The sequence below is a fragment of the Companilactobacillus formosensis genome, from assembly GCF_005405305.1.
Classification (GTDB): Bacteria; Bacillota; Bacilli; order Lactobacillales; family Lactobacillaceae; genus Companilactobacillus; species Companilactobacillus formosensis.
Map to the genome: position 1 here is coordinate 81913 of NZ_BJDU01000004.1, position 25750 is coordinate 107662.

A 25750-nucleotide genomic window follows, 5' to 3' on the forward strand; every position below is an offset into this window, starting at 1 on the left:
CCATGAACTTAATAGGAAATAAAATAATTATTCGAGATTTTCAAAAAAAAGATTTTCCTGAATTCTTTGAATTGGTACAGGACAAAACTAATCACGATTTAGCTGGTTTAGAATATACGGCTGATGAGAGTTTTGCTCACAATTTATTGGAAATGTATCAAAGAAGGGACGGCGCTTTCGTCATTGCTCAAAAAGAGACTGATCAGATGGTCGGCATAATTGAGATGAATAAACGTGGCGAAAGTGGCGATTTGTTATTAACACGAGAAGTAGGATTCGTAATTAATAGGAAGTTTCGCAACCAAGGCTTCGCCAAAGAGTCAGTTCAACTGTTGATTGAGTATGGATTCAACGAGTTGAACTTGACCGAGATTTGGGCATCAAGTGAAAAAGATAACCAGGCACCACAAAAATTATTGGAATTATTAGGGTTTAAATACATTTATGAAGTCAATCAAACGCTTCCATACGCAATGCAGTCGAATCTGGTCAAATACTATCTTTTAAAGAAATGATTCACTTCTTGTAAGAAATTCTTAACAATTTCGGACTAGTTATGAGGTAGACAGATGGTACTATACAAAGCGTAAGGAGAAAACAGACAGACTTTTGATGAAGAGGTTTTTTATATGAAAAAAAGAATGAGAACTAGAAAAAGTCTCAATATCAAAAAGCGAGTAGTCGGTTTCTTCGCAATTGCCGTTATATTGTTGGGTGTGATTGGAGGATTTGGCCTTACACATGTAATTGCCGAATCCAACAGCACGACAGGAGGTGGCGCTGACAGGTCAGCACCGGTAGCGGTTGTCGCCAGTAAGTCAGATGACACTTCTGATCTCGGTGGTGGCGGCGGTAGTAATGGTTCTGTATTATTGAATGATGATAATACAGGTACTAGTACTGGAACTAGTGCTGAATCGAAGATAAAGGATACAGGCTATACACCTTCGGTTAGTATTAATAACATGTCTTCATACCCACAAACGGGAGATGCACATGATACTGGATTAATCATTACTGGTTTTTCCATATTGATTGGTCTATTCGCTTTTTACGGTTACAAGCTCCGCAAAAGCTTGGTCGTTCTACATGTTTCAAAGGTTTCAAAGTGATTCAAAATAGATAAATAACTTTTACAAATTATGAAGTGTACGAGATGTAAAATTTGTTATTATCTAATTGTAATCAAGAAAGAGAAAAACAAAAAATAATTTTTCTATATCAGGGAGGATATATCATGAAATTATCAAGAAACGTTTTAGTAGGATCATTAGCAGCAGTAGGTATGGTATTAGGAGCAGTTGCACCAGCAGTTACAGCACAAGCTGCAACAACAACAGGTTCAATTGACAAAGATGGTAATGTAACACATGTTGATAAGACAGAAATTGGTAACTTATCAAATCCAGATAATGGACAATTAGCAATTGCTTATGAATCAGAAACAGGCAAAGGTGATGGAGAAGCAACAGCTACATCAAATGCAGCAGTTAAGGTTGTAAGTGGTGTCTTAGTATTGAATGAAGTTCCAGATTTCAACTTTGGTAATGCAGTATCAGGACAAACAAAGAATTTGGTAGACAATACAAAAGATGGAAATGCTGTTGGAACAGATGGTAACAGTGAAGGTAACTTGTCAGTTCTTGAATCACGTGATTTGACTAAAGCCGGTGGTTTCCAACTACAAGCTCAATTGGGTAACTTTGTTGATGCATCTACTGGCAAAGATCAAACTTTGACAACAAGTCCATTTACATTGAATCTAGCTGCACAAAGTATTACTGACGGTCAAAATCCTATTACTGGTTTAAATACAAGCGCTGTTGGATTAACTTCAGGTGGAGCTGCAAATACTGTTATGAGTGTTACACCAGATAGCACATCATACAAAGATGGTGAATATCTAGCAACATATAAATCATCAGGAGAATCAGCTGACGGTAAATCAGGAGCTAACTTGGTAATCCCTAGTGACATTCCTGCTGCATCTCAAGGAAAAGTAAGTTCATTGAATGCTCCTATTACATGGACTCTAACAGCACTACCTAAGACAACAACACAAGGTTAATAAAGCAAAATTTCAGATTAAACAAATAGTAATTCTAAAAACCACTACTAGTGTAGTGGTTTTTATTTTATAATGTAACCGTATGACAATTAGTCTTTTTGGAGGGATAGAGTAATGACTAGAAAAAAAAATAAGGTAATTGTTTTCTTCTTTTTTATATTTGCAATAACGTTGGGTATTCTTTCTAGTGGAACAACTGTAAATGCAACCTCTGGTGAATATGCATTAAAACCAGTTGGTAGTGATGATACAGCAGTTAATGTTGAAACCGGTAGTTATGTGATTGAAGGTGATCCGGGCCAAACTGTTAATTTGCAATTGATGGTTTTAAATAAGGCAAGTAATACAAGAAAATTTATGTATATGGTTAATACCGCATATACAAACGATTCGGGACAATTAAGATATGATAAGTCTAAAGTTACTGATCCTTCTTTAAAAATTCAAACAAAATCTACCGCATCTCCTCAAAAGCAAGTATTTTCAGTTCCGGGAAAGACTACGGCTACTTTAAAGTTCACAATAACAATTCCTAAAAAGGCATTTAAAGGCTACTTAATGGGTGGAGTAACCGTATATCCCTATAAGGAAAAAGCAAAAGGAACAGTTTCTTCCAATGGTACGCTAATTAAGAATAAATTTAGTTATTCAATTCCTATTCAAATTCATCAAAAAAATACTGAGAATGAAGAAGCAAAATATTCAATTACGGCAGTAAGACCGGGTACTGTTGCAGGGGCAGATGGAAAACAACCAGGCGTAAAGGCAAATGTTCATAATTCTACTAATTCTTATGCTGGATCTTTATCTTCAAAAGCTGTTGTGACAAAGAAAGGCGATAAAAGCTTTAAAATTACATCAAATGCAGATAATCAGTCGTTAGCTCCAACATCTAATTACAACTATGGAATTTCTTGGGGTAAGAAACGTTTGCAAGCGGGTGATTACCATTTGAAATTAACTTATAAGACTGCTGGTGGTATTAAAAGTTGGGTTCTAAATAAAGACTTTACTATTACTAATAATGATGCAGCTAAGTATAATAAATTGGCAGGTATTAAGCCAAATTATCTATGGTTATATATTCTATTAGGTATTCTTGCCTTAGCTATTATTTTGGGATTAGGTATCTATCTAGGTAGAAGAAACAATAATAAGAACAATAACAATAGTAATGGTGGTAATACAACAAGAAGACGTCGTCGCTAATAAATAATTAAATTAAGCTGTTCCAAGACTTGGAACAGCTTTTTTAGTATCATAGATATTAGAAGTAATAATCAGAGGATAATTATGAATAAGAAAATTCTATATCTACTATCGTTATTGTTTTTTACATTTTTTGTTTTTTTAGTGTCTCCCCAGGATGCTAAAGCTGACATAAGTGGTGTGACTGTTACCCCACTTGTTGGAGATTCAGATGTCAGTGATCGATTTCAAATAATTGGTAAACCTAATTCGACTAGAACATTAACAATATCAATCTCTAATTTTGGTATTCGAAAATTGCGTTTAAAAGTAGAACCAACTAATGCTACTACTTCAATGGATGGTAAAATAGTTTATACTGATAAAGTTAAAGCGGGTCAATATGGCCTTAAATATGCCTTTGCCGATATGACTAAAGCACAAACAATTTCAATTAAGGCTGGAAAAACAAAAGATGTTTCATTTAAAGTGAAACTACCATCTGGAAAAATAGATAATCTTATTTTAGGTGGATTTAATATTTATGATGTAAGTAATGCAGTTGGAGGTAACGCCGATGTTCCAGTTTGGATTACCGATTCTAATAAGCCAGTTGGTGGTATTGTTACATTACACAACTTATCTCTAGATGTAATCAACAAAAAGCCTCACATAATAGTAAATCTCCAAAACAAAGAACCAGGAATGATGAAAAATGTTATCGTCCACGTAACAGTCAAACGCAAGAGTTGGCTTGATAGATTCAACCTAGGTCCCAAAACTATGTCAGCGGATCTCACGTATCCTAAAGTAGCCCCAAATTCTCGGATTCCAGTTGACTTTGACCAAAATACGACCCCAATTCAAGCCGGGAAGTATGTCGTCAAAGGTGCAGCTCGAAGTGGGAAGGCTACTTGGACGTTCCACAAAACTTATACCATCACCCAAGATCAGGCTAATGACATTAATAAACGTTGTAAGGGTCTGATCTATAATAAGACAACGACTTACATCTTAATCGTCTGCGTCTTAGTATCGTTGATTTTCCTAATTTTCTGGGCAATATGGCATTCAGGTAGGAGTTAAAAGTATGAAGAAACGAATAATTGTCTTTTTTTCCACATTATTACTATTAATTGCAACATTTTTACCTTTCGCGACAACAGTTAAAGCTGCGCCTGATAAGTCCTATGCGATTCAGGCAATTTTACCAGACAATCAAATCAACAAGGATGAATCTTTCTTTGATCTCAAAGTTGAGCCTAATAAAGACCAAACTTTGAAAGTTTTGATTGCCAACACTGGTAGTAAATCAATCACGGTCACGGCTGAAGTCAATAATGCTTATACGGCGGACTCTGGTGTGATTGGCTACGATAAATACAACGCCCAATTGTACAAATCAAAACTGCCATCCTTAACATCTCTAGTCGAGGGCAAACGTAAACAAACTGTCCACTTGGCTACTGGTGAGAATAAGACGGTCGAGTTCAAAGTAAAGTCACCTGATTCTGAATATGCGGGAATTATTTTGGGTGGTGTTACGACTACAGCTTCAGTTAGTCCAACGAAATCTAAAAATATCAATATCAAGAATCAAGTTCGCTACGTCAAAGGGGTAGTTTTGCGCTCCAAAGATGATGGTGTCATGCCTGATATGCATTTGACTTCCGCGGCACCAAAAGCTGTAGCCGGTTCAACAGGAATTGCCTACACCTTGGACAATACAGCGCCGATAAACATCAATAAAGTGTCTCTGAAGGCAGAAATCACTAATGGTAGTAAGAAGACTAACTACAGTGCAGATAACCTTCAAATCGCTCCTAATTCGCAATTCAACTACTTCATTCCAGTGAAGAAGTTAGATGCCGGAACTTACAAAGCACACATTACTTTGAAGAACGATTCTGGTTTTGAAAAGTCATTTAATTACAATATCACTGTCAAACAACGTCAAGTTGATAACGTCAATGATGCGGCTTCACCAAAGCAGGAATCCAACAATAAACAGTGGATTGGAATCATTATCGGAATTATCGTTTTGATTGCCGTCGTAGTTTGGATGTACCTCTACTATTCACAACGTAATAAGGGTAACGGTCCAACTAAGGGTCGTGGCAAACTCAATATGAGAAGTACCAAGAAACCTGACAAGTCAAAAGATTCAAGATCAGGTAGTACTCGTTCAGAACGTCATAAGAAATAAAGATAAAATCGCCTTACTAATTTTGATTGGTAAGACGATTTTTTTGCTCTCATAATTCAATAATCAAAAATAATTTTATTATTTATTAACGTTCAACACTTTAATTATGAACTATTATAAGAATAGAGATAATTGAAGGAGTGACGTATCACGTTCAATAATAAAAATAAATTGGCTGTTCTATCAGCTGTATTATTGACATTTATTGTTCTCATGCCGTTTACTACTCAAGTAGTTTTTGCGGACGCCGACAGTGATGCTATTAGCAATGCGCCAGTTGGTTTGGATATTTCAAAGTACTTTGATGTTGGCAATTTTGAGAAGACATCTACTGAAGATGACAATTATCCATATCAAACTAACTCGGCTACTATTTACAACAATTCTAGTGATTCATCTGATAAGCACAACGGTCGTGTTTTGGATATGGCTAAGAGTGGTGATGAAAAGAGTGTCGGAGCTGCCTGGTCAAAAATAGGCAGTGGCAGTGATAATTATATTGATATAAATAAAAAACAAACTGTTTCGGTTTGGCTTTATTTTGGTTCTGGAGAAGATACGGATCCTTTGAGCAATGGTGAAGGGATGTCGTTAGTTTTGCAAAATGATTCTCGTGGAACTTCTGCCATGGGAGCTGGAATGCAATCTCTAGGTTCGATGGGAGCCGATACAGCTAAATTGAAAGCTATTGGTACTAATCTTTTGGGTAATTGGAATTGGAGTAAAGACTCTAGTTCTGGTGCCACGACCAATACCCCGGAACAGGCCGCCCAGACTGCGGTTGGTAACAGTATTGCTTTGAATTTCAAAACAGAAGATAACAATTTGATGGGGAGTAAACTTCAACAGCCTATTCAAATTGGCGAAACTCCAATAGATTATGATAATGTCCTACATACTGGTGGGAAGAAATATTTGTATTACACATTGAATAGTTTTGATACGCCAAAGGGTACGGATACGCCACCTGCTACTTTTCCAGCCTATAATGATTTATTAAGTGTTGATTTTGGCAATTACATTCCTTCATTGAAGTTAGGTAATACGGGTAGTTCTTATGGCTTGATCAATTTGACTTATCCTGGCAATTCAGTTTCGTACAAGTCATTGGATTTAAATAATATTCGTAATGATGATCAACTAAAAGCTAGTCTTTCGACGATTGGAAATGGTAGCTTGTGGGCTTATATCACAGGTGTTTCCAATAAAGGTAAGGCTTTGTCGACCTATCAAGCAGCACCAACTCAAACTCACTTGATTGACGGTGACGATGAAAATGGTAATCCAATTTATTGGCATCATTTGACCTTTACTTGGAATCCAGCTGAAAATGGGAATCCGGCTACAATTAGTTATGATTACAATGACAAATATCCTGACGGAACTACTAATACCGGTCAGAGTGATTATTATGACGAAGTTAAAGAAACTATCCCAGTCGATCCTAGCGAACTCGGTAATCCAACTGACGGACACGTTTATTGGGGCTTGACCGGTGCCAATAATGAGAAAGCTAATTACAGCAAACTAGCCGTTTTCGAATCAATCCCCGCACTAGCCACTGCCACAGCGACTGCTTCATTGACTGATAACGATTTGAACAAAACTATCACTGACGATTCAACCGACAATACCGTCAATAATGGCGATAATTTGAGCTTTGACTACAATTTGAAGTGGGATAATACCTCACGTGAAAACTGGCAAAATATCGTCTCTGATTTGAATTTGCCAACTGATGTTACCTATCGTTCAGCTACAATCACTTATAAAGATGCCAATGGTAATAGTAGTAGTCCAATTACAATTTCCGATTCTAAAGGGATGACTAATAGCACTTTAGGTTACACTTTGACAAAAGACCTCGGAACAATCGACACTAATAATGGTTATACGAGTGCTGACATAGTTTTAAACGGTACCGCTACTAATTCAACTGGCCAAGAAATCACCGTTTCACCAGCGCCGGCCACATTCAAGGGCGACAATGCGATTGAAACAACAAGTACACCGCAATTCAAAATTGAAGGCAACAAAGTCCCTGATAAAATTTTGAAATTGACTGTTTCAAAGGATTTGAATTTCCAAGACATCAATTATCAAGCAACGAAAAAATACATCACAAGAAAAAATGATTTTGACTTGACCGTAACTAGTCTCAGATCTCCTTGGAAATTAGATGTGTCCACGAACGGACTATCACTAAACGGCAAGTCTTTCCACGGTAGTTTAGTTTACAAAAAGAACCAAGCAACTACCGAACCATTGACCAGTTCAGATGAATTGATAGCCCAAGACTTGAATTCATATCAAGACAAAACCGTTAGTGATTTATCAGCTACCTGGACGAAAAATACTGGCTTGTTACTAGAACCAGATCAAGATCAAGTATCACCAGCAGGCAAATATCAAGGAACTCTAAATTGGACTTTAGTCAATTCAATTACAAATTAGACAAAATAATAGCTCTATAAGAATGTAGTTTATAACATTCTTATAGAGCTATTTTGATTTTTTTATCGTAATTTTTTCTTATAAATAAGAAGTAGAAGGACTATCTAGTCGGCAGCGTAAATACTACAATGCCTTTTTCTTCTTTTCTTCCTCTTGTTTAATCTTGATTTTCTTAACGTAAACTTGGTTCAACTGAATCAACAACCAAATATAATCAGGGCGCGTTGAAGAAATATCCCAAGGAATAACTTTCAAATTCTCAGGATACTTTTTCCGTTCAATATCCAAAGGCAACACATCTAATGAAGTGATCAATACATCGACGTCATCGAAAACGTTGCTAGGAACGATCTCAACGAAGTCCAAAGTCCGGATATTTCTCAAAACAACTTCAGCAGTTTGATTACCAGGATCAATCAAGACTTTGACTTTGATAATATCTTCAGCACGAATAGTTGAGATATAACTAGGCAAAACTTGATACAAATCTTTAGAAATCAATTCTGCAGCGTTGTAGATTCCTGGAAATTCATTCTGATCGACGTTAGAGAAGAAGGTGTAGACATCTTTATATAAGTCTGTATAACTTCTCTCATTATTTTCGTTAGGGTACATCGTGTCCAGATGCATCAAGGAATAAGGCGCCATAATGTAATAAAAGACAATATCACGTGTTACATAAGTCATAATATGTTTCAAAGTCTTCTGATTGTGGTAGACCGACATGTCATCGTGGTAATGTTCCTTCAAGAAATCTATAAAGTGATAAACGAGCGCATAGAACTTCGGATTGATTCTAGCGTTGGCATTGATTGGTTGCTCAAATGAAGTATCACTAGGTTGGAACGCTGTTCTTCTGAAGAGATTGATCAATTTATTTTCGTTATCTAAGGCCACTACCGGCACGATAGGATAATCTTCCTGTGTCAAAATATCTTCGCCTAGACTTTGGGTGCCAAAAACATCGCTATAATATGGTAATTCATCAATATAGTGACGTTTGATCAAACGAATTCTAGAAATTGCTAGAAAATATTTCAATTGGAAATGAACGATTGGATTATCAAAAGTAATATCAGTTCGACCGATAATTTGATCGATAGAATTTTCTTGAATCAAACTAAATGGCCATTCTTGCCCATGATATGTGTACCAATAAACATAATATGCCATCCAACGAATGTTTTTCTCATTACCCTTGATCTCAAGTGTCGAGTTGGAAATTTTGAGACCAAAATTTTTTAGAAAAGCTCTAAATTTGGACATTCGACGATTTAAAGTGGACTTGCTCGTAAAGTGTTCATCACTGAAACTTTCAAATGACGGATTAGCATTAGTCAAGCCATAATTGAAAGCTTGGAAAACGACTGAGTTTTTTACCAAAAATAGTCGGTAAGTATCAATGGAAACTTTTCTGAAGTCGATTGACTCGATTTTTGTATCGCTAGGGTCAATGTCGGGAGCGACGTCAGCTAAATCTTCCAGTAATGCTTGAAAAATATTATATGTTTTTTGGTAGGTGAATTGTAGTCGATTACTAATGTTGCTTAGGTTTACTTCACGAGGAGGTAAAGATTTTATAACAGTTAGCATTTTGTATTTTTCTACGTCTTGCTTAACTAAGAAAATTTGCTCCAACATTTGTCTTCCCCCGGTAACGTTTAATTAAAATATTTTAATAATAAATGAAACACTACTTGCTACTATCTTAACATTTATTTATAATGTTTTGTAATCAGATAGAGGTGCAATCTTTATTATTAGTATTTTGGAGTATGGATAGGGTACTTTGAAAAGATATGAAAGGAAAGTTTGCCGAAATCAATTATCCCTACTTGGTAATTTGATTGGGCTACCGCTTAATAGGTGGTGGACTGTCGATTTTAGAGAGTGGAGGACGGCGCTTGGGTTCTGAGCAAAAAGCACAGGGACATGCTGTTCGCAACTCGTTTCCGCAATATTGCCGGCAAACGAAGACACACTCTAATTCGTTGAGCTATTGATTAATGGGATAATTATAATCCTTATTGTCGGTAGTTCCTCTGATAATAAGGATTTTTTTTATATCCAAAAAGGGGAATGAAAGATGGAAAATAATGATGTGAATAGGTCGTTGAAGACCCGTCATTTGTCGATGATCGCACTTGGTGGGTCAATTGGAACCGGTTTGTTTGTGGCAAGTGGTTCCTCAATTTCAACAGCTGGTCCTGGAGGTGCCTTGATAGCTTATGTGGCTATTGGTATTATGGTTTACTTCTTGATGACTAGTTTGGGAGAAATGGCAACTTACATGCCAGTTTCCGGCTCATTTGCGACATATGCTACAAAATTTATCGATCCTGCTTTTGGTTTTGCTTTAGGTTGGAATTATTGGTTCAACTGGGCGATTACTTTGGCGGTCGATTTATCCACAATCTCTATAGTTGTAAAATATTGGTTCCCAAGTTGGACCTCGTGGAAGATTAGTTTGACTTTCATGATTGTGCTCTTGGTAATCAACTTTATCTCAGTAAGTTCTTTTGGTGAAACTGAATACTGGTTATCATCAATCAAAGTTACTGCCGTTATCATTTTCTTGATTGTTGGTGTCTTAAGTATATTAGGAATTTTAGGAAATGAAAACTTTGTTGGATTGACAAATTATACATATAAGAAAGCACCTTTCGTTGGAGGCGTTCCGGCGATTCTAAGTGTGTTCGTTGTTGCCGGGTTCTCCTTCCAAGGTACTGAGTTGATCGGTATCACGGCTGGGGAATCAGCAACTCCTGAAAAGAGTATCCCTAAGGCTATCAAACAAGTCTTTTGGAGAATTTTATTGTTTTACATTTTGTCTATCGCCATTATCGGTGCTTTGATTCCTTACACTAGTCCAAATCTTTTAGGATCAGACGCTGGCGATATTGCTATCAGTCCCTTTACGATTGTTTTCAAGAAAGTTGGGATTCCATTAGCTGCCGGAGTTATGAACGCTGTTATTTTGACTTCAGTAATTTCTGCTGCTAACTCAGGACTATACGCTGCCAGTCGGATGCTTTGGTCAATGAGTAAAAATAACATGGCACCAAAGGTTTTTGAAAAAACTAACGGTCGTGGTGTACCAGTCTTCTCACTTCTACTAACTGCTTTAGTTGGTGGGGCGGCCTTATTCACTAGTTTGTACGGAGATTCATTCTATGAACTATTAGTTGCAGCCAGTGGTTTGACCGGATTCATCGCCTGGATCGGGATTGCCTTTTCTCATTATCGTTTCAGAAAAGCATACTTATTCAAGGGTTACAGTCTAGATGACTTGAAGTACAAAGCTAAGTGGTTCCCATTTGGACCAATTTTAGCCATCATCTTAGGTATCATTATTATTATTGGACAAGATGTGCGTTCAATGGTTGACTTCAATATTGGTCGTCTCTTGATCAGTTACAGTGGTTTGATTATTTTGTTCATATGTTGGGCTTACTACAAGATCAAACATAAGACGAAGTTCTTGAAGCTAGAAGATATCGATGTTGAAGCTACTAAAAATGGTGGTCATTACTAGTTGATATTTAGAACATTTTAAATTATGATTAACAATGAATATAAAGCTAAGAGAGTGCCTACTCACAAACCTTTCAGAGAGACGATGGTCGGTGAAAATCGTCAAGGTTTTATTCCAGCATTCTGGCAACGGGTAATGCCGTTCGGGTTGATCCGATAAAATCTGAAAGTGCAGGGTATTGTATACTCTGAAACTGGGTGGTACCGCGAATGGTCGATTCGTCCCTTTATTGGGATGTTTCGACCTTTTTTTATATTAGAGAGCGGAACAAGGACGGTTAGCTCTTGAGTAGCTCGTTTCCGCTACACTGCAGGAAACAGTTACATAGGCTAATCGTGCAAGTTCACAAATAATGGAGGATGAATTTATGTTAGACATTAAGCTAATCAGAAAAGACCCTGAATGGATCAAAAACAAATTAGCTTCACGTGGCGTTACTAGTGAAGAAATCGACGAATTGCTTTCATACGATGAAAAGCGTCGTGAATTGTTAGTTAAGACAGAAACTTTGAAGGAAGAAAGAAATAAGGTTTCTCAAGGAATTGCTAACAAGAAACGCAACAAGGAAGATGCTAGTGAAGAAATCGCTGCTATGAAAAAAGTTGGTGGCGATATCAAGAAGATCGATGCTGACCTTGAAGAAACACAAAACAAGATGAATTACATCTTAGTTCGTCTACCTAACATTCCTGACGATTCTGTTCCCGTTGGTCCTGACGAAAGTACTAACGTTGAAATCAGAAAAGTCGGTGCTGTTCCTAAGGAAAACTTCAAACCAAGACACCACTGGGATATTGGTGAAGAACTAGGAATTTTGGACTTTGAACAAGCTACTAAAGTTTCTGGCTCACGTTTTGTTTATTACATTGGTATGGGTGCTAGACTTGAACGTGCTGTTTACAACTTCATGTTGGATCAACACCAAAAAGAAGGCTATACAGAAGTAATCCCTCCATACTTGGTTAACAACAATGCCATGTTTGGTACTAGTCAATTCCCTAAATTTACAGAAGATGTCTATACGGTTATGGTTGATGAAAACCCATTGACTTTGATCCCTACAGCTGAAGTTCCTTTGACAAACTACTTTGCTGACAAGATTTTGGATGAAAAAGACTTGCCTAAATACGTTACAGCTTTGACACCTTGTTTCCGTTCTGAAGCTGGTTCTGCCGGTCGTGATACTCGTGGATTGATTCGTATGCACCAATTTAACAAGGTCGAAATGGTTAAGGTTACAAAGCCTGAAGAATCATACAACGAACTAGAAAAATTGACTGCTAATGCTGAAAATATCCTCAAACAACTAGGACTTCCATATCACGTAATCGTTCTTTCAAGTGGGGACGCTAGTTTCAGTTCTGCTAAGACTTATGATCTTGAAGTTTGGATGCCTGCTCAAGACAAGTATCGTGAAGTTTCAAGTTGTTCAAACTGTCTTGACTTCCAAGCTCGTCGTGCTCACATCAGATATCGTGACGAAAATGGTAAGACAAAACTAGCTCACACATTGAATGGTTCAGGACTTGCTGCTGGTCGTACAGTTGCTGCTATTTTGGAAAACTACCAAAATGAAGACGGTTCTGTAACAATTCCAGACGTTTTAGTGCCATATATGGGTGGAGTTACAAAAATTACTAAAGAAAATGCCAAATAGTTATTGACCTGAGGCTTATAAATTGATAAGATTTAATAGTTCTGTTAAAGAGCTATTGAATTATTCCGGATTAGCTCAGTTGGTAGAGCATCTGACTGTTAATCAGGGTGTCGTCAGTTCGAGTCTGACATCCGGAGTTATAAATACTTAGGAAATACCTAGGTGTCTCAATATATTACATCTAGTTCATTGGAATTAGGTGTATTTTTTTTTAAGCCGTGTTAGCTCAGTTGGTAGAGCATCGGTATCGTAAACCGGCGGTCACAGGTTCGACTCCTGCACACGGCATTGATAATTTTATGAAATACCTCCCATGAAAGGATGTTGAAGAAAATCAACGTCCTTTTTTATTTATCGGAAATTTTGTAATATAATCAACTTACTTAGTGTTATTAAGATTAAAGGGAGTGAATGATTAGTGGAAGATTATGGCTTTTCTATACGTTATTTTGGTAATGGATTAACTAATAATAGTATACCCGTACGTGAATTGGCACCATCATTATTAGCACTTTCCGAAGCACTATCAGATATTCAGAAATTAAAAAATCCTTTAGAGAAACCTATTTCTTTAGACATAAAAGCTACTGAAAAAGGTTCCTTTATTGTTGATATGGTTTTGACCACAGATGTTTTCAATAGAACAGTAGATTTTTTAACTGGTAATAGTTCTACCGCAATTCTTAATTTATCCTCATATGTAGCTATTTTTATGGAAATCATGCGTTTTATTAGAGAAAAGAAGGATAAAAGGTTAAAGAAACAAGAGACCATCGGAGAAAATAAAACTCGTGTAACTTTTGAAGATGGGACCTCAGTGGAGATATCTAATGACTCTTTAAATGCGTACAAGAATATTGAAATAAGAAAAAGTACCAAAGAAGTTATTGAACCAATTAGCAAAAGTGGAATAGATGGAATTGATTTTTACCATGATAAACAAGATAAAATAACTATAAGTAAATCTGATTATGAATTTTTTGATGTCCCTAATCCTGAAAGAGAAGATTTAGACGTTACAACAAATGTAACGTATCTTCAAATAATTAATGTTGCCTTTGAACATGGAAAATGGAAATTTTCTAACGGTGATACTCAATTTTTCGCTGATATTGATGATTCTGAATTTATAAAGTCAGTGCAAAAGAATTTCCAACAGTTTGGATCCACTGACTTATTGAAAGTTGAACTCCAAACGCAGCAATACATTAGCAAAGAAGGAAATTTAAAAAGTAAGTACACTGTGAAAAAAGTCCTAGAACATAAAAAAGGTGCTCAACAAATAAATTTGAAATTTACAGATGATGAAGATGAATAATTTTTTGATAAGTCCATTGGTACAAATATTAAAACGTCCCTATAGAATGAAATCTTGCATTCTATAGGGACGTTTTATTTTGATTATTTTTAAACAAAGGGTCATCTTTCAAAAATGACACAATTGTCATAATGCTGAGTTGGAACAGTCTCCAACTAGAACTAGGGATAGATTTCAGCATCTATCTAGCAATGTAGTGCACTACCTACTACATTAACAATACAGTAGCAAGCAAAACTTATTATTGCAATTGAATCATTTAGATTTATTTAATTTGTTTCAAAGCATCAGAAACAGCTTCTTTAATAGCTTTACTTGAAGCAGAAGCACCAGAAATTGTATCAACGTCGACTGTATTCTTTTCGACGATTTCTTTTGGCAATTCTTTAACAGCTTTGAGACCGTAATCGTCAGATTCACTTTGCTTCAAAACTTCGATATCTTGAATATCATCTTTGCTATTGGCAGTGACACGTACGACGATTTCATTTCCCATACCGGCAGTAGATTTTCCGATGTATTGGTTGTCGTTAGTTTCGTAGTGTTCTTCGCCAACATCTGATCCTAAGCCTTCTTCGTGAACGCTAGCTGAGGTATTGGCGTCAACTTTGACGGATTCAACGTCTTTTTCTTTAGCAGCATTTTCACCGGCAATCTTACCAAAAATTAAGTTTTCAGCCAAATTGCTACCACCGTTGTATTGACGTCCCATCAAACTTCCTAGTTCACCACAAGCATATAGATGAGGGATGATTTCATCGTTTACGTCAACAACTTCGGCGTTGGAATTGTGAACAGGACCACCTTGAGTATTCAACAATCCTTGAACCATGGCTAAGCAATAGTAAGGACCATCGTCAAAGGCTGTCAAAGTATCAGCATCACGATCAAAGGCATAGTCACGTTTGATTTCTGCAAAGTGATTGAAGTCTTTGATAGTGCTTGCCAACTTGTCTGCGTCAACGTTCATTACTTCAGCTAAACTGTTCAAATCATCAGCTTTAACGACTGACTCCATAAATTCTGGATAAGGAGCATTTTTATCGTTCTTTAATTCGTCATACTTCTTTTGGTCAAAGACAACATATGGATGACGTTGAGCCAAAGGAACTCTCCAATTGCCGTGGTCTTGGATGTGTCCGTGACGGTGAATTTCATTTTCATCGAAGTAACGAGTTCCATCATCGCCGACAACAATCAAACTGCCTTGGTGGAATGCAGGCCAATCAAATGGCAAGAATTGTGAACGTTGACCTTTAGCTGGTTTAGGAGTTAATCCATGGAAAATACCATAAGATTCATAGTTGTTCATGTTGTAAAGCTTAGCGCCGACTTCACTAGCCATTGTGACACCGATACCTTTGTTATAAAGAGAACCGATTGGATTTAGACTAGTTTCGCCGAGATAATTTTCGACCATTTCAGGATTGTTTTCAAAACCACCAGTAGCCATGACGACACCGTTGTTAGCTTTGACATTCAAAAGTTTGCCGTTGCGTTCGATTTGAACCCCGACGATAGCTTTCGTTGCTGGATCTTGAATCAAGTGTTTTGCAGGTGTTTGATACAAGACGTCAATCTTGTCAGCACGGTCTAAAACTTGTTGACGGAGATTCTTCCAAAGAGCAGAATCAGCGACACCTTCGTGAACAGCAACTAATTCGTGAGTAGCTTGACCACGGAATTCTGGATATTCATGAGCCATAAAGTGCAAAGCTTTAGAAACAGGTGATTCTGGGTGCTTGCCCATGATGAAAGGTTTAACACCAAGATAATTTTCTAGGTAATTAGGAATGTCATAGAGTCCTTTGACAAAAGTTTCCATCAAATCTTTGTCATATGACAATGGGAAAGCTAAATCTTCATAATATTTACGTAAATCATCTAAATTGTCACCTGATGAAATAACTTGACCAGCGTAGCGAGTATTGCCACCCTCATGACCCTCTGGAGCTGAGTCAGTAATCAAAACTTTGGCGTTGTTGTCAGCCGCAAATCTAGCAGCACTGGCACCAGCACCACCGAATCCTAAAACAATTACGTCATAAGTTGCGTTCCAATTTAATTTTGAATCCTCAAACATTTCATTCACTCCAATTCCTCTAAATGTTAGGATTAATATAACTCTATTTATGGATATTGTGAATAACTTACCTTTGTCGTAAACGACACAAAAGACTATGATAGAGGGTGTTCACTATCGTAAATTATTTTTTTATGAATTGAGGAAGGTTCAATGGGGCTAATTAACAAGAGCTATTATGCATTGGGAACGGTGATCAATCTGTCAGTGGCAGAACCTAGTAGTACGGCTGATTTAGAAGCTGGCTATAAGTTGATTCAAAACTTTGAAGATAAGTTGACCGTCAATCGCGAACAATCAGAAGTCATGTCGATCAATCATTTTGCTGGTATCAAGCCGATTCAAGTGCCAGAAGATACGTATAATTTAATTAAAAGGGCTGTCTTAGTTAGTCGTAAGCACTTAGGCTTTAACGTGGCAATCGGGCCATTAGTTAAATTGTGGAAGATTGGTTTTAAGGGTGCTAACAAGCCTTGTGACAAAGATATCAAGGAGCGCTTACGAATTATCGACCCAGAAAAAATAATCCTCGACGACGCCGATATGAGCGTATTTTTGCAGGAAAAAGGTATGGAGATTGATCTCGGTGGTATTGCTAAAGGCTATATCGCTGATGAAATCAAAAAACTTTGGCAAAAGCGTGGCGTTCAGACAGGAATTATTGATTTGGGTGGCAATGTTTTATTAGTCGGCGACAGTTTGCATGAGGATAAGTTATGGAATATCGGCATTCAAAATCCAGTTAAACCAAGAGATGTTTCCTTAGGCGTTGTACATATTCCTGAGAAATCAATTGGTACGTCAGGCATTTATGAGCGCAAGTTGGTAATTGATGGTCATGAATATCACCACATGTTTGATTCAAAGACCGGTTACCCAATCAAGAATAACCTTGCTAGTGTGACAATTATTAGCGACAAGTCAATCGATGGTGAAATTTGGTCGACAATTGGTTTTTATCAAGGCATCGACCGTGGAATGGCTTTGATTGAAGCACAAGAAGGAATTGAAGCTGTTTTCATTACGAAAGACTTAGAAACCTTTGTAACGAGTGGTCTAAAAGATAATTTTAAAAAAATATAACTATATTATATGAAAACAATCACATAATTATATTGCTTTACCTAGTGAAACATTTTACAATTAACATGACAATAAAATAGAAGTGGGATGATTAAGGATATGAATAAATTTATCGCTATTGTGGGATCAAATTCCCAAAAATCAACCAACCGTGAATTATTGAAATATATGAAGAGACATTTCCAAGATTTGGCTGAGATTGAATTAGTTGAAATCAAGGATTTGCCAATCTTTAAGAAGAGTGCAGACAAGTACGTGCCACAACTGGCTAAAGACATCGCTAAGAAAATTGAGGACGCTGACGGTGTCATTATTGCTACTCCTGAATACGATCACTCTGTAACGGCTGTTTTGTCGAGTGCCTTAGCTTGGCTTTCATATGGAATCCATCCATTTGTCGACAAACCTGTTATGATTACCGGTGCTTCTTATGGATCTCTTGGGTCATCACGTGCCCAAGCTCAACTACGCCAAATCCTCGATTCACCAGAAATCAAAGCTAGAATTATGCCTAGCTCAGAATTTCTTTTGGGACATTCACTACAAGCCTTTGATGATGATGGCAACTTGAAGGATAAGGATATCGTTAAAGAATTGGATGGCCTATTCCAAGACTTTCTTCAATTCGTTAATATTTCAAAACAATTGAATAATGCAAAAGATGCTACAAAGCAAAAAGCTGCCACATTTTCATGGGACAAAGACTAGGAGGGATAGTATGAAATTAGTTGGAATTGCTGGATCAATTGCTGATCAATCATATAATCGTACATTATTAAACTTTATCGCTAAACATTTTACAGGACTAATCGACGTTGATGTCTTGGATATCAATGAAGTACCAATGTTCAACCAAGATGACGACCAAACAAACAGCCCCGTTATTCAAAATCTTTGCAAGAAAATTTCAGCTGCCGATGGGGTTATCATTGCTACTCCGGAGCACAATCACACTGTTCCTGCAGCCTTGAAGAACGTTATCGAATGGCTATCTTATGAAGTACATCCTTTCGATGGCAAACCCGTAATGATTGTCGGAGCTTCATACCATACTCAAGGGTCATCACGTGCCCAACTACACTTGAGACAAATCCTTGAAGCACCTGGTGTTAATGCAGTTGTCTTGCCTGGTAATGAATTCTTATTAGGCGACGTTAAGACTGCTTTTGACGAAAATGGCGATTTGAAGGATCAAAGAACAGTTGATTTCTTACAAACTACTTTGCAAAACTTTATCAAATTTGCCAAAGTTATCAACTTGATCAGTCAATCAAACGGCTACCAAGACGAAGACCTTTCCGCTAAGAAGGGAACCGATACAACTATTCAAGGTATCGATATGAATGATGACGACTGGTTGGACAAAGCTGCTAAGAAAGTCAACGCTGTTGAAGGTGGTACTTATGTCAAATTAGACAGTGGTTTGTTGACAGTTGATCAATTGAACTATTTCTTAAAGACTATGCCAGTTGAATTGACTTACGTTGATGAAAATAATCAATTTATTTATTACAACAAAGTTGGCAAAGCTGAAGACATGTTGGCTAAACGTGTTCCTGCTCAAGTTGGGGATGCTTTAGACAAGGTTCACCCTAATATCGAGCGCGTTATGAAACACGTTAAGCAAGTTATCTATGACTTGAGAAGTGGCAAGACTGATTTAGTTTCAATGCCAGTACCTGGTGGTGATTCAGATCATCACGTAATGCACTATTACAAAGCAATGCATGACGAAAATGACAATTACAAGGGTGTTAATGAATGGGCTGTTGATATCAAGCCAATCGTTGACCAATACTTGCAACAAACTGGTCAAAAACTAGTTCCAGATCCAGATGCTAAATTGGACGCTACGTCCGGTGCTTCTAAAACTGAAGATAAACCAGCAGTTGATGCAAACTCCGGCGCTTCAGAATCAGCTGAAGAACCCGCGGTTAAACCAGAAGTAAAAGTAGATGCTACATCAAGTGCTTCGAAGAACTAAATTTTTATAAGTTGATTAATAAATATCCCGTTAGAAGGTAATTTACTTACAATCTAACGGGACTTTTTGTATCGCTGCATGAAATAATTGCGATAAAACTAAATATATATGGAATCTAGTCGGCAGCTTATCACAAAATAGGCCAAATGTGTTTAACCATATATAACCAATACGTTTGTCTGCACAACGTTTAGATGAAATCTAATAGAATAAATCAAGAATTATTATTCGAATAAAAAAATGCAAAAAAAAACAGCTCGTCTTGGGGGGACGGGCTTGTTTTTTCTGCATTACCAGTAGTGTCAGGGACAAAGTTATGAATGCTTGTGAGGGTTCCATATTTGTCAAATAGAGAGGGATTTGTAATTAATTAATGAAAGCATTCAAAGTAAATTATTGTAATGGGAAACGCATTTGAGGGTGAGAACAAGTTGATTGAGGGGGGCAACTTGTTCTGAATGCGAATGAGTTTTTTTGGCTACGATATGAGGATGTATCGCAACCTTCTTTGGTTAAAAAAGAAGAATTGCATTTCATATCTTTGCCCCTTTCACAGTTAATAATATAGCATATATGTTTAAACATGTATATTCACTTTTAGAAAAAATAATTTTTTGATTTTGAATAAATAAATATGTAAATAACGTGTTATTATATTTAGTTCATTGTGGAATTTTTCACGATGTATAGACCATTTTTTTGATATAATGAATTACCCATAAAAATTATTGTGTGATCTATTAGAAAAAAGAGCAAAAAAAAACAGCTCATCTGGGGGGACGGGCTTGTTTTTTTGTTACACCTAATGTGTAACGGCATTACCAGTAGTGTCAGAGATAAAGGTATGAATGCTTATGAGGTTTCCATATTTGTCAAATAGAGAGGGATTTGTAATTAATTAATGAAAGCATTCAAAGTAAATTATTGTAATGGGATAACGCATTTGAGGGGGAGGATAAAGTTGATTGAGGGGGGCAACTTTATCCTGAATGCGAGTAAGCTATTCGGTTACGATATGAGGATGTATCGCAACCTTTAGAGTTAAAAAAGGAAGGAATTGCATTGATCATATCTCTATCTCTTTCACAGTTATAATATAGCACATGTGTTTAAACAATTAAATTCATTTTAGAAAAAAATAATTATTTGTTTTTAGTTTCACAAATACTTTAATTTATGTGATTATAATGTTAAGTTTATTTTTTCGTTTTGAGAGGAATTAAACGACACTTTAGCATTTTATGGGGTGTAAGTGAGGTGGTTTATACTTTTAATTAGATTTATTTATATTCTGTATATATTTTTTAATATAGTATGTAAACGCTTTAATTATGTTAAAATATTAACTATAATGATATTAAATCGTAAAAGGTGGTAGTTATTATGAAGGTAAGTATCGTAGGTTGTACACATGCAGGAACTTTTTCAGCAATGAATATTTTGAAAGAACACCCAGATTGGGAAGTTTCTGTTTTTGAAAGAAATGATAATCTTTCTTTCCTATCATGTGGGATCGCACTTTGGGTAAGTGACCGTGTTTCAGATCCTAATAAGATGTTTTATGCTAGTCCCGAAGCTTTGACAGAACTTGGTGCACATATGCACATGCAACACGATGTTACAAATATTGACTTCGATAATAAGAAACTAGCCGTTAAAAATCTAGTTAGTGGGGAAACTTTTGAGCAAGATTATGACAAGTTGGTCATTACTACTGGTTCAGCTCCAGTTATCCCTCCAATTCCAGGTATTGATTCAAGCCGTGTAATGCTTTGCAAGAATTGGACTAACGCTAATGAATTGAAAGAAAATGCTAAAGATATCAAGAGTGCCATCGTTATTGGTGCCGGTTACATCGGTGCTGAATTAGCTGAAGGTTATGCTACTCTTGGTAAAGAAACTACTTTGATTGATGCTTTGCCACACGTTTTAGGTAAGAACCTTGACCCTAACATGTCAGCTGTTGCCGAAAAAGATTACCTTGATAATGGTGTAAAACTCGGTATGGGAGAAAAAGTTCAATCATTTGAAGAAACAGATCATAGTGTAATTGTAAAAACTGATAAAAATACTTATGAAGCTGATATCGCTGTTATGTGTGTCGGTTTCCGTCCTAATACAAAGATGTTCGCTGACGAATTCGAAACTTTGCCAAATGGTGCTTTAATTGTGGATAAATACATGCACACAAGTAAAGAAGACGTCTTCTCAGCTGGTGATGCTGCATCCGTTCACTATAATCCAACTGGTGACAACCAATACATTCCTTTGGCAACTAATTCAGTTCGTCAAGGTATCTTAGTTGGTAAGAATATCGAAAAAGACACAGCACCTTACATGGGAACACAGGCTAGTTCAGCGGTTGAACTATTTGGCAGAACTTACGCTGCTAGTGGTTTGACTAAGGAACACGCTGAAGTTCTAGGTAAGAAAGTTGATAGCGTATCTCTAGAAGACAATTATCGTCCAGAATTTATGTTGACAACTACTCCTGTTTTGATGAACCTCGTATGGGATCCAGAAACAAGAGAAATCCTCGGTGGCGCTTTGACAAGTATGTATGATGTATCACAATCTGCTAACCTCTTGTCATTAGCTATCCAAAAGAAAGTTACGATTGATGAGTTGTCCATGGTCGACTTCTTGTTCCAACCTAACTTTGACAAGCCAGTTAACTACGTCAGTGCCTTAGCTGGAGCTGCTGTGGAAAAAGCTGATAAATAATTAATTTATAAATACCCGAATATCACAAATTAAATGTGGTATTCGGGTATTTTTGTGGCTAAAAAATCTATTTCTTCCTATACTGTGAGTAAAGTGGAGGGAATATTATGGCTGAAGACAGTGATCTCATCATGCGTCAAATCAAGTCGTTTGCGGAAGGCTTTGGTTATATGGTCGGTAAAAAAGACGGCGAGAAGACAGAAGTGATTTTTGAACAGCAACAAGGTCAAGGTGACAAGATCCATCGTGATATAACTGAACTGTTGATGCACCAAAAATACGAGCAAGCAATTCAGTACGTTTACGCCCAGAAGTTCACTCTAGAAGAAGGACAATATTTCGTCTTGGGGCAATGGCTGCTGAGAAAATTAAGTGACATACCAGAAGTCGATCAAGCTATGATGGAAGAATTTCGCAATAATATAGATAAGCACCGACCACCTCTTAGTTAATTCACAAATAATTCAAATTTTAGTACAAACTTTTTCATAATATCTCGGTACTATGTATACATAGTCAAATATGGCTATACAAAAAACGAGGTGAATTTTATGAAAAAACATCCTTTGCTCGTGCTTACTGGTGTTTCCGTCTTAGCAACTGTTTGTACTAAGATGATCAGAAATTACAATGGTAAGAAATTTTTAAACTAGAATCATACTAATCAAAAATACAAAAATACAAGAATTAAAAACTATTCACACACATTCAAAACAAAACTTAAATTACGTTAAATCAAGAGGTAGACATTATGAAAAATAATATGATGACAGGCTTGCGCAAGCAAGCCTTTTTTGTTTGGCATCTTTTTTGCAATTATTCAGTTTATCCCATATTATTTGGATAGTTAGTAAGGAGATATAAATATGCTTAAACGTCATGTCCGGTATTATCTTGGAGCGTTTTTTCTTAATCTTGTTATTATTTCAGCTATTTTTGCGTATTTTAAATTAGTACCTTTTGGTAGCAATAATTTTTTGAGTAGTGATTTGGGAACACAATATCTGACCTTCTTGACTGAATTACGGCGCCAGTTAGCTTCTGGTAACCTGCACTTTTATTTGTTTAGTCAGTCTTTGGGAGATAATTTCTTCCCAGTTATGAGTTACTACTTGCTGTCACCTTTTAATTTGTTACTGGTTTTCTTTAGTCCAATGGGAATTCCTGCAGCAGCGAATATTATCATCATGTTGAAGATTTCTTCAATGGGTGTGGCGATGGCTTATTTCTTGAAGGAATACTCTAAAGAAATTAAGTTTACCAACTATATTTTCACTTTAGCTTATAGTTTTTGTGGATTCGTAGCGTCATACTTTTATGATTTAATGTGGCTGGATGCCTTGATAATGTTACCTTTGGTAGCAATAGGCGTTATGCGAGTCATTAAAGAGCAAAAATATGTCCTATATTATTGTTCAATTCTTTTAGCAATTATTTTCAATTATTACCTAGGATACATGCTCTGTATTTTTTCATTGTGCTTCTTTATTTATACAGGATTTGAGACGAATCTCTTCCATCAAAATAATAAGTGGAAGATTATTAGTAACTATTTGATCACTTCAATTTTGGCTGGCTTGAGTTCGGCGGTGGTCTTATTGCCAACTCTAGTTGGGATGATGAAGACGGGCAAAACTTCCTTTAATGTTATGAATTATTTGCCATCAGCTAGATTTGGCCTGGAAGCCTTGACGGAATTAGGAATTGGTGGGAATACTTTTGAGCAACGATTGGAACATGGTCCGTCAGTTTTTATGACCTCAACAATTCTGATTTTGTTGTTAGCATACTTCTTCAGTTCTCGGGTTAATAATAAGGATAAACAAAATTCTACTTTTTTATTAGGCACTTTATTAATCAGTATGTTTGTGACGACATTCAATACAGTTTGGCACATGTTTCAAAATCCAGCAGGCTTCCCATTTAGAAATAGCTTTATTTTCTCGTTCGTATGTATTTTTATTGCTTATAAAGCTTTTGAAGCTGGTGCTTTCAAAGATAAATCAACAATCATCAAATCTACTTGTGTAGCAGGAATTTTGCTTTGCATTGGTTATTCGACGGAGTGGTTGTTGCCCAAGATTATTGAGAAACTTGGCTTTGCGATTCCTGATAATAATTACAATGGCTATTTCTTTTGGTTAAGTATTATTTGCATCATTATTTCCGGTGTAATCTTGTTAGTTCTTAATAGTAATAAAAAATTCTTCGGTTTGTTGATGCTGATGATGATGTTTGAAATTGTGGCAAATTTTAATTCAGTTATTAGTACTGCAGGACTAGGCAATCAACTAGTTTATCGAGAAGAATTTAAGAAAGAAAATAATATCCTCGCTGATGTGAAGGCAAGAAGTCATTTGGGACATCGAATAATTGTTTCTAAATCAGGTCTGAATAAGGCTTTTCCAGAAAAGTACAACAATTATAATGATCCGATTTTATTCAATATCAATGGGTTAAGCTTATACAGCTCTACTTTGAATCAAAAAACTTTGGAAATAATGAATAATTTGGGTTACTACAGTATTAATGTCCGTCGTATCAGTTATTTCGGTGGGACAAATTTAACCAATGCCTTGTTGGGCGTTTATTATCGAGTTCGTCAGTGGGATAATCATTATTACGTTGAAGAGAATTACAATGCGCCGTCATTAGGCTTCATGGTTGATAAGGATGTTTATGGATATAAAATGAAGAATGGTCATGCTTTGGACAATCAAGATCGTTTGTGGCAAGCTTTGAACGGCAATAGTACTGAATATTTAAAAAATGCTACGCTCAATAGCATGAAACAAACGACAACTGACGATAAGACACTTTATACGTATCAAATGACTACCCGCGCTAGTGGACCGTTATACTTTTATAAAGCACCATTGAATTACGACAAAACTAAGATTTACGTTGATGGCAAGCGTGTCAAAACTAGTAATATGAATGTTTACAAGGCAGCTACTTTGCGTTTAGGACATTTTAAGAAGAATCAAAAAGTCCAAGTGAAAATTTTGACGAAAAAGACTTTTGATTTGAATCCTGAATATTTCCAGTCATTGGATCAACCGAAATTCTTAAAGTCCTTGTACAAATTCCAAGATAATTCTTTGAAAATTAGCTCTGACTTAAATCACGATACGGTTCGTGGAACTATCAATGTCAAAAAGGCAGGACCAATGTTGTTCAGCATTCCTTACGATGACGGTTGGAGTGCCACAGTTGACGGTCAGAAGGTCAAAATTCATCAAGTAGTCGATAACTTAATGGCAATTAATTTAACCAAAGGACAACATAAAGTGGAATTGAACTATCAAGTGCCAGGGCTTAAAATTGGTTGGATAGTTTCAGTTGTATCGATTATTCTGTTTGTTGGCTTTGAATTGTTAAATTATAGAACTAAAAAATATAATTAAATGACCTATAAAACAAAATATTAGAAAAATAGCTAGAATTATT

General features: G+C 36.4%; 18 protein-coding genes, 2 tRNA genes and 1 riboswitch. Of the genes, 18 read left to right on the forward strand and 2 right to left on the reverse strand.

The annotated features are described in order from the left end of the window. Positions 1–2: 2 nt before the first annotated feature. The 7 genes from FFM65_RS05795 (at position 3) to FFM65_RS05825 (ending at position 7916) form a co-directional block, all read left to right on the forward strand. Positions 3–515, forward strand: coding sequence for a GNAT family N-acetyltransferase (locus FFM65_RS05795; protein WP_119318070.1), 513 nt, complete (start codon positions 3–5; stop codon positions 513–515). Between the two features lie 114 nt (positions 516–629). Beyond that, positions 630–1112: an LPXTG cell wall anchor domain-containing protein gene (locus FFM65_RS05800; RefSeq protein ID WP_119318071.1), complete on the forward strand. Its 483-nt coding sequence runs from the start codon at positions 630–632 to the stop codon at positions 1110–1112. A gap of 125 nt (positions 1113–1237) precedes the next feature. Beyond that, positions 1238–2068: a WxL domain-containing protein gene (locus FFM65_RS05805; RefSeq protein ID WP_119318072.1), complete on the forward strand. Its 831-nt coding sequence runs from the start codon at positions 1238–1240 to the stop codon at positions 2066–2068. A gap of 114 nt (positions 2069–2182) precedes the next feature. Next, positions 2183–3277 (forward strand): DUF3324 domain-containing protein, encoded by a 1095-nt coding sequence (locus FFM65_RS05810; protein WP_119318073.1) that lies wholly within the window; start codon positions 2183–2185, stop codon positions 3275–3277. Positions 3278–3361: 84 nt separating this feature from the next. Then, the gene (locus FFM65_RS05815; protein WP_119318074.1) at positions 3362–4342 is read left to right on the forward strand and encodes a WxL protein peptidoglycan domain-containing protein; all 981 of its coding nucleotides are present in this window, start codon (positions 3362–3364) and stop codon (positions 4340–4342) included. A 4-nt stretch (positions 4343–4346) separates the two neighbouring features. Continuing rightward, a complete protein-coding gene (locus FFM65_RS05820) occupies positions 4347–5462 on the forward strand; it encodes a DUF916 domain-containing protein (RefSeq protein ID WP_119318075.1) in 1116 nt (371 codons plus the stop codon). A gap of 171 nt (positions 5463–5633) precedes the next feature. Then, the gene (locus tag FFM65_RS05825; protein WP_119318076.1) at positions 5634–7916 is read left to right on the forward strand and encodes a hypothetical protein; all 2283 of its coding nucleotides are present in this window, start codon (positions 5634–5636) and stop codon (positions 7914–7916) included. Between the two features lie 123 nt (positions 7917–8039). Here FFM65_RS05825 and FFM65_RS05830 read toward each other — a convergent pair whose 3' ends face one another. Then, positions 8040–9557, reverse strand: coding sequence for a helix-turn-helix domain-containing protein (locus FFM65_RS05830; protein WP_119318077.1), 1518 nt, complete (start codon positions 9555–9557; stop codon positions 8040–8042). A gap of 91 nt (positions 9558–9648) precedes the next feature. Beyond that, a riboswitch (Lysine riboswitch) is annotated at positions 9649–9820 on the forward strand. A gap of 182 nt (positions 9821–10002) precedes the next feature. Between FFM65_RS05830 and FFM65_RS05835 the strand changes: the two genes are divergently transcribed. The 5 genes from FFM65_RS05835 to FFM65_RS05855 all read left to right on the forward strand — a co-directional run bounded on the left by FFM65_RS05835 (position 10003) and on the right by FFM65_RS05855 (position 14426). Then, positions 10003–11451 carry an amino acid permease gene (locus FFM65_RS05835; protein WP_119318078.1) on the forward strand — a complete coding sequence of 483 codons (1449 nt, stop codon included), beginning with the start codon at positions 10003–10005 and terminating at the stop codon, positions 11449–11451. 367 nt (positions 11452–11818) lie between these two features. After that, the gene (gene serS / locus FFM65_RS05840) at positions 11819–13108 is read left to right on the forward strand and encodes a serine--tRNA ligase (protein ID WP_119318079.1); all 1290 of its coding nucleotides are present in this window, start codon (positions 11819–11821) and stop codon (positions 13106–13108) included. A gap of 64 nt (positions 13109–13172) precedes the next feature. After that, positions 13173–13245 (forward strand) — tRNA-Asn (locus FFM65_RS05845). A gap of 78 nt (positions 13246–13323) precedes the next feature. Then, positions 13324–13396, forward strand: a tRNA-Thr gene (locus tag FFM65_RS05850). Positions 13397–13526: 130 nt separating this feature from the next. After that, a complete protein-coding gene (locus FFM65_RS05855) occupies positions 13527–14426 on the forward strand; it encodes an LAPAL motif-containing putative phage structural protein (protein WP_119318080.1) in 900 nt (299 codons plus the stop codon). A 265-nt stretch (positions 14427–14691) separates the two neighbouring features. Here FFM65_RS05855 and FFM65_RS05860 read toward each other — a convergent pair whose 3' ends face one another. Next, positions 14692–16509: an FAD-binding protein gene (locus FFM65_RS05860; protein WP_119318081.1), complete on the reverse strand. Its 1818-nt coding sequence runs from the start codon at positions 16507–16509 to the stop codon at positions 14692–14694. 153 nt (positions 16510–16662) lie between these two features. Here FFM65_RS05860 and FFM65_RS05865 point away from each other — a divergent pair, with 153 nt between their 5' ends. From FFM65_RS05865 to FFM65_RS05890, 6 genes are all read left to right on the forward strand, one after another. Then, a complete protein-coding gene (locus FFM65_RS05865; RefSeq protein WP_119318082.1) occupies positions 16663–17592 on the forward strand; it encodes an FAD:protein FMN transferase in 930 nt (309 codons plus the stop codon). 99 nt (positions 17593–17691) lie between these two features. Beyond that, entirely contained in the window at positions 17692–18300 is a 609-nt protein-coding gene (locus FFM65_RS05870) for an NADPH-dependent FMN reductase (protein ID WP_119318083.1), read from the forward strand. A gap of 10 nt (positions 18301–18310) precedes the next feature. Then, positions 18311–19576 (forward strand): NAD(P)H-dependent oxidoreductase, encoded by a 1266-nt coding sequence (locus FFM65_RS05875; protein ID WP_119318084.1) that lies wholly within the window; start codon positions 18311–18313, stop codon positions 19574–19576. Between the two features lie 1383 nt (positions 19577–20959). Further along, on the forward strand, positions 20960–22300 hold the full coding sequence (locus FFM65_RS05880; RefSeq protein ID WP_119318085.1) for an FAD-dependent oxidoreductase: 1341 nt from the start codon (positions 20960–20962) through the stop codon (positions 22298–22300). Between the two features lie 107 nt (positions 22301–22407). Then, a complete protein-coding gene (locus tag FFM65_RS05885; RefSeq protein WP_119318086.1) occupies positions 22408–22752 on the forward strand; it encodes a hypothetical protein in 345 nt (114 codons plus the stop codon). A 414-nt stretch (positions 22753–23166) separates the two neighbouring features. Then, positions 23167–25707, forward strand: a complete 2541-nt coding sequence (locus FFM65_RS05890; protein WP_119318087.1) for a YfhO family protein — start codon at positions 23167–23169, stop codon at positions 25705–25707. The last annotated feature ends 43 nt before the right edge of the window (positions 25708–25750 follow it).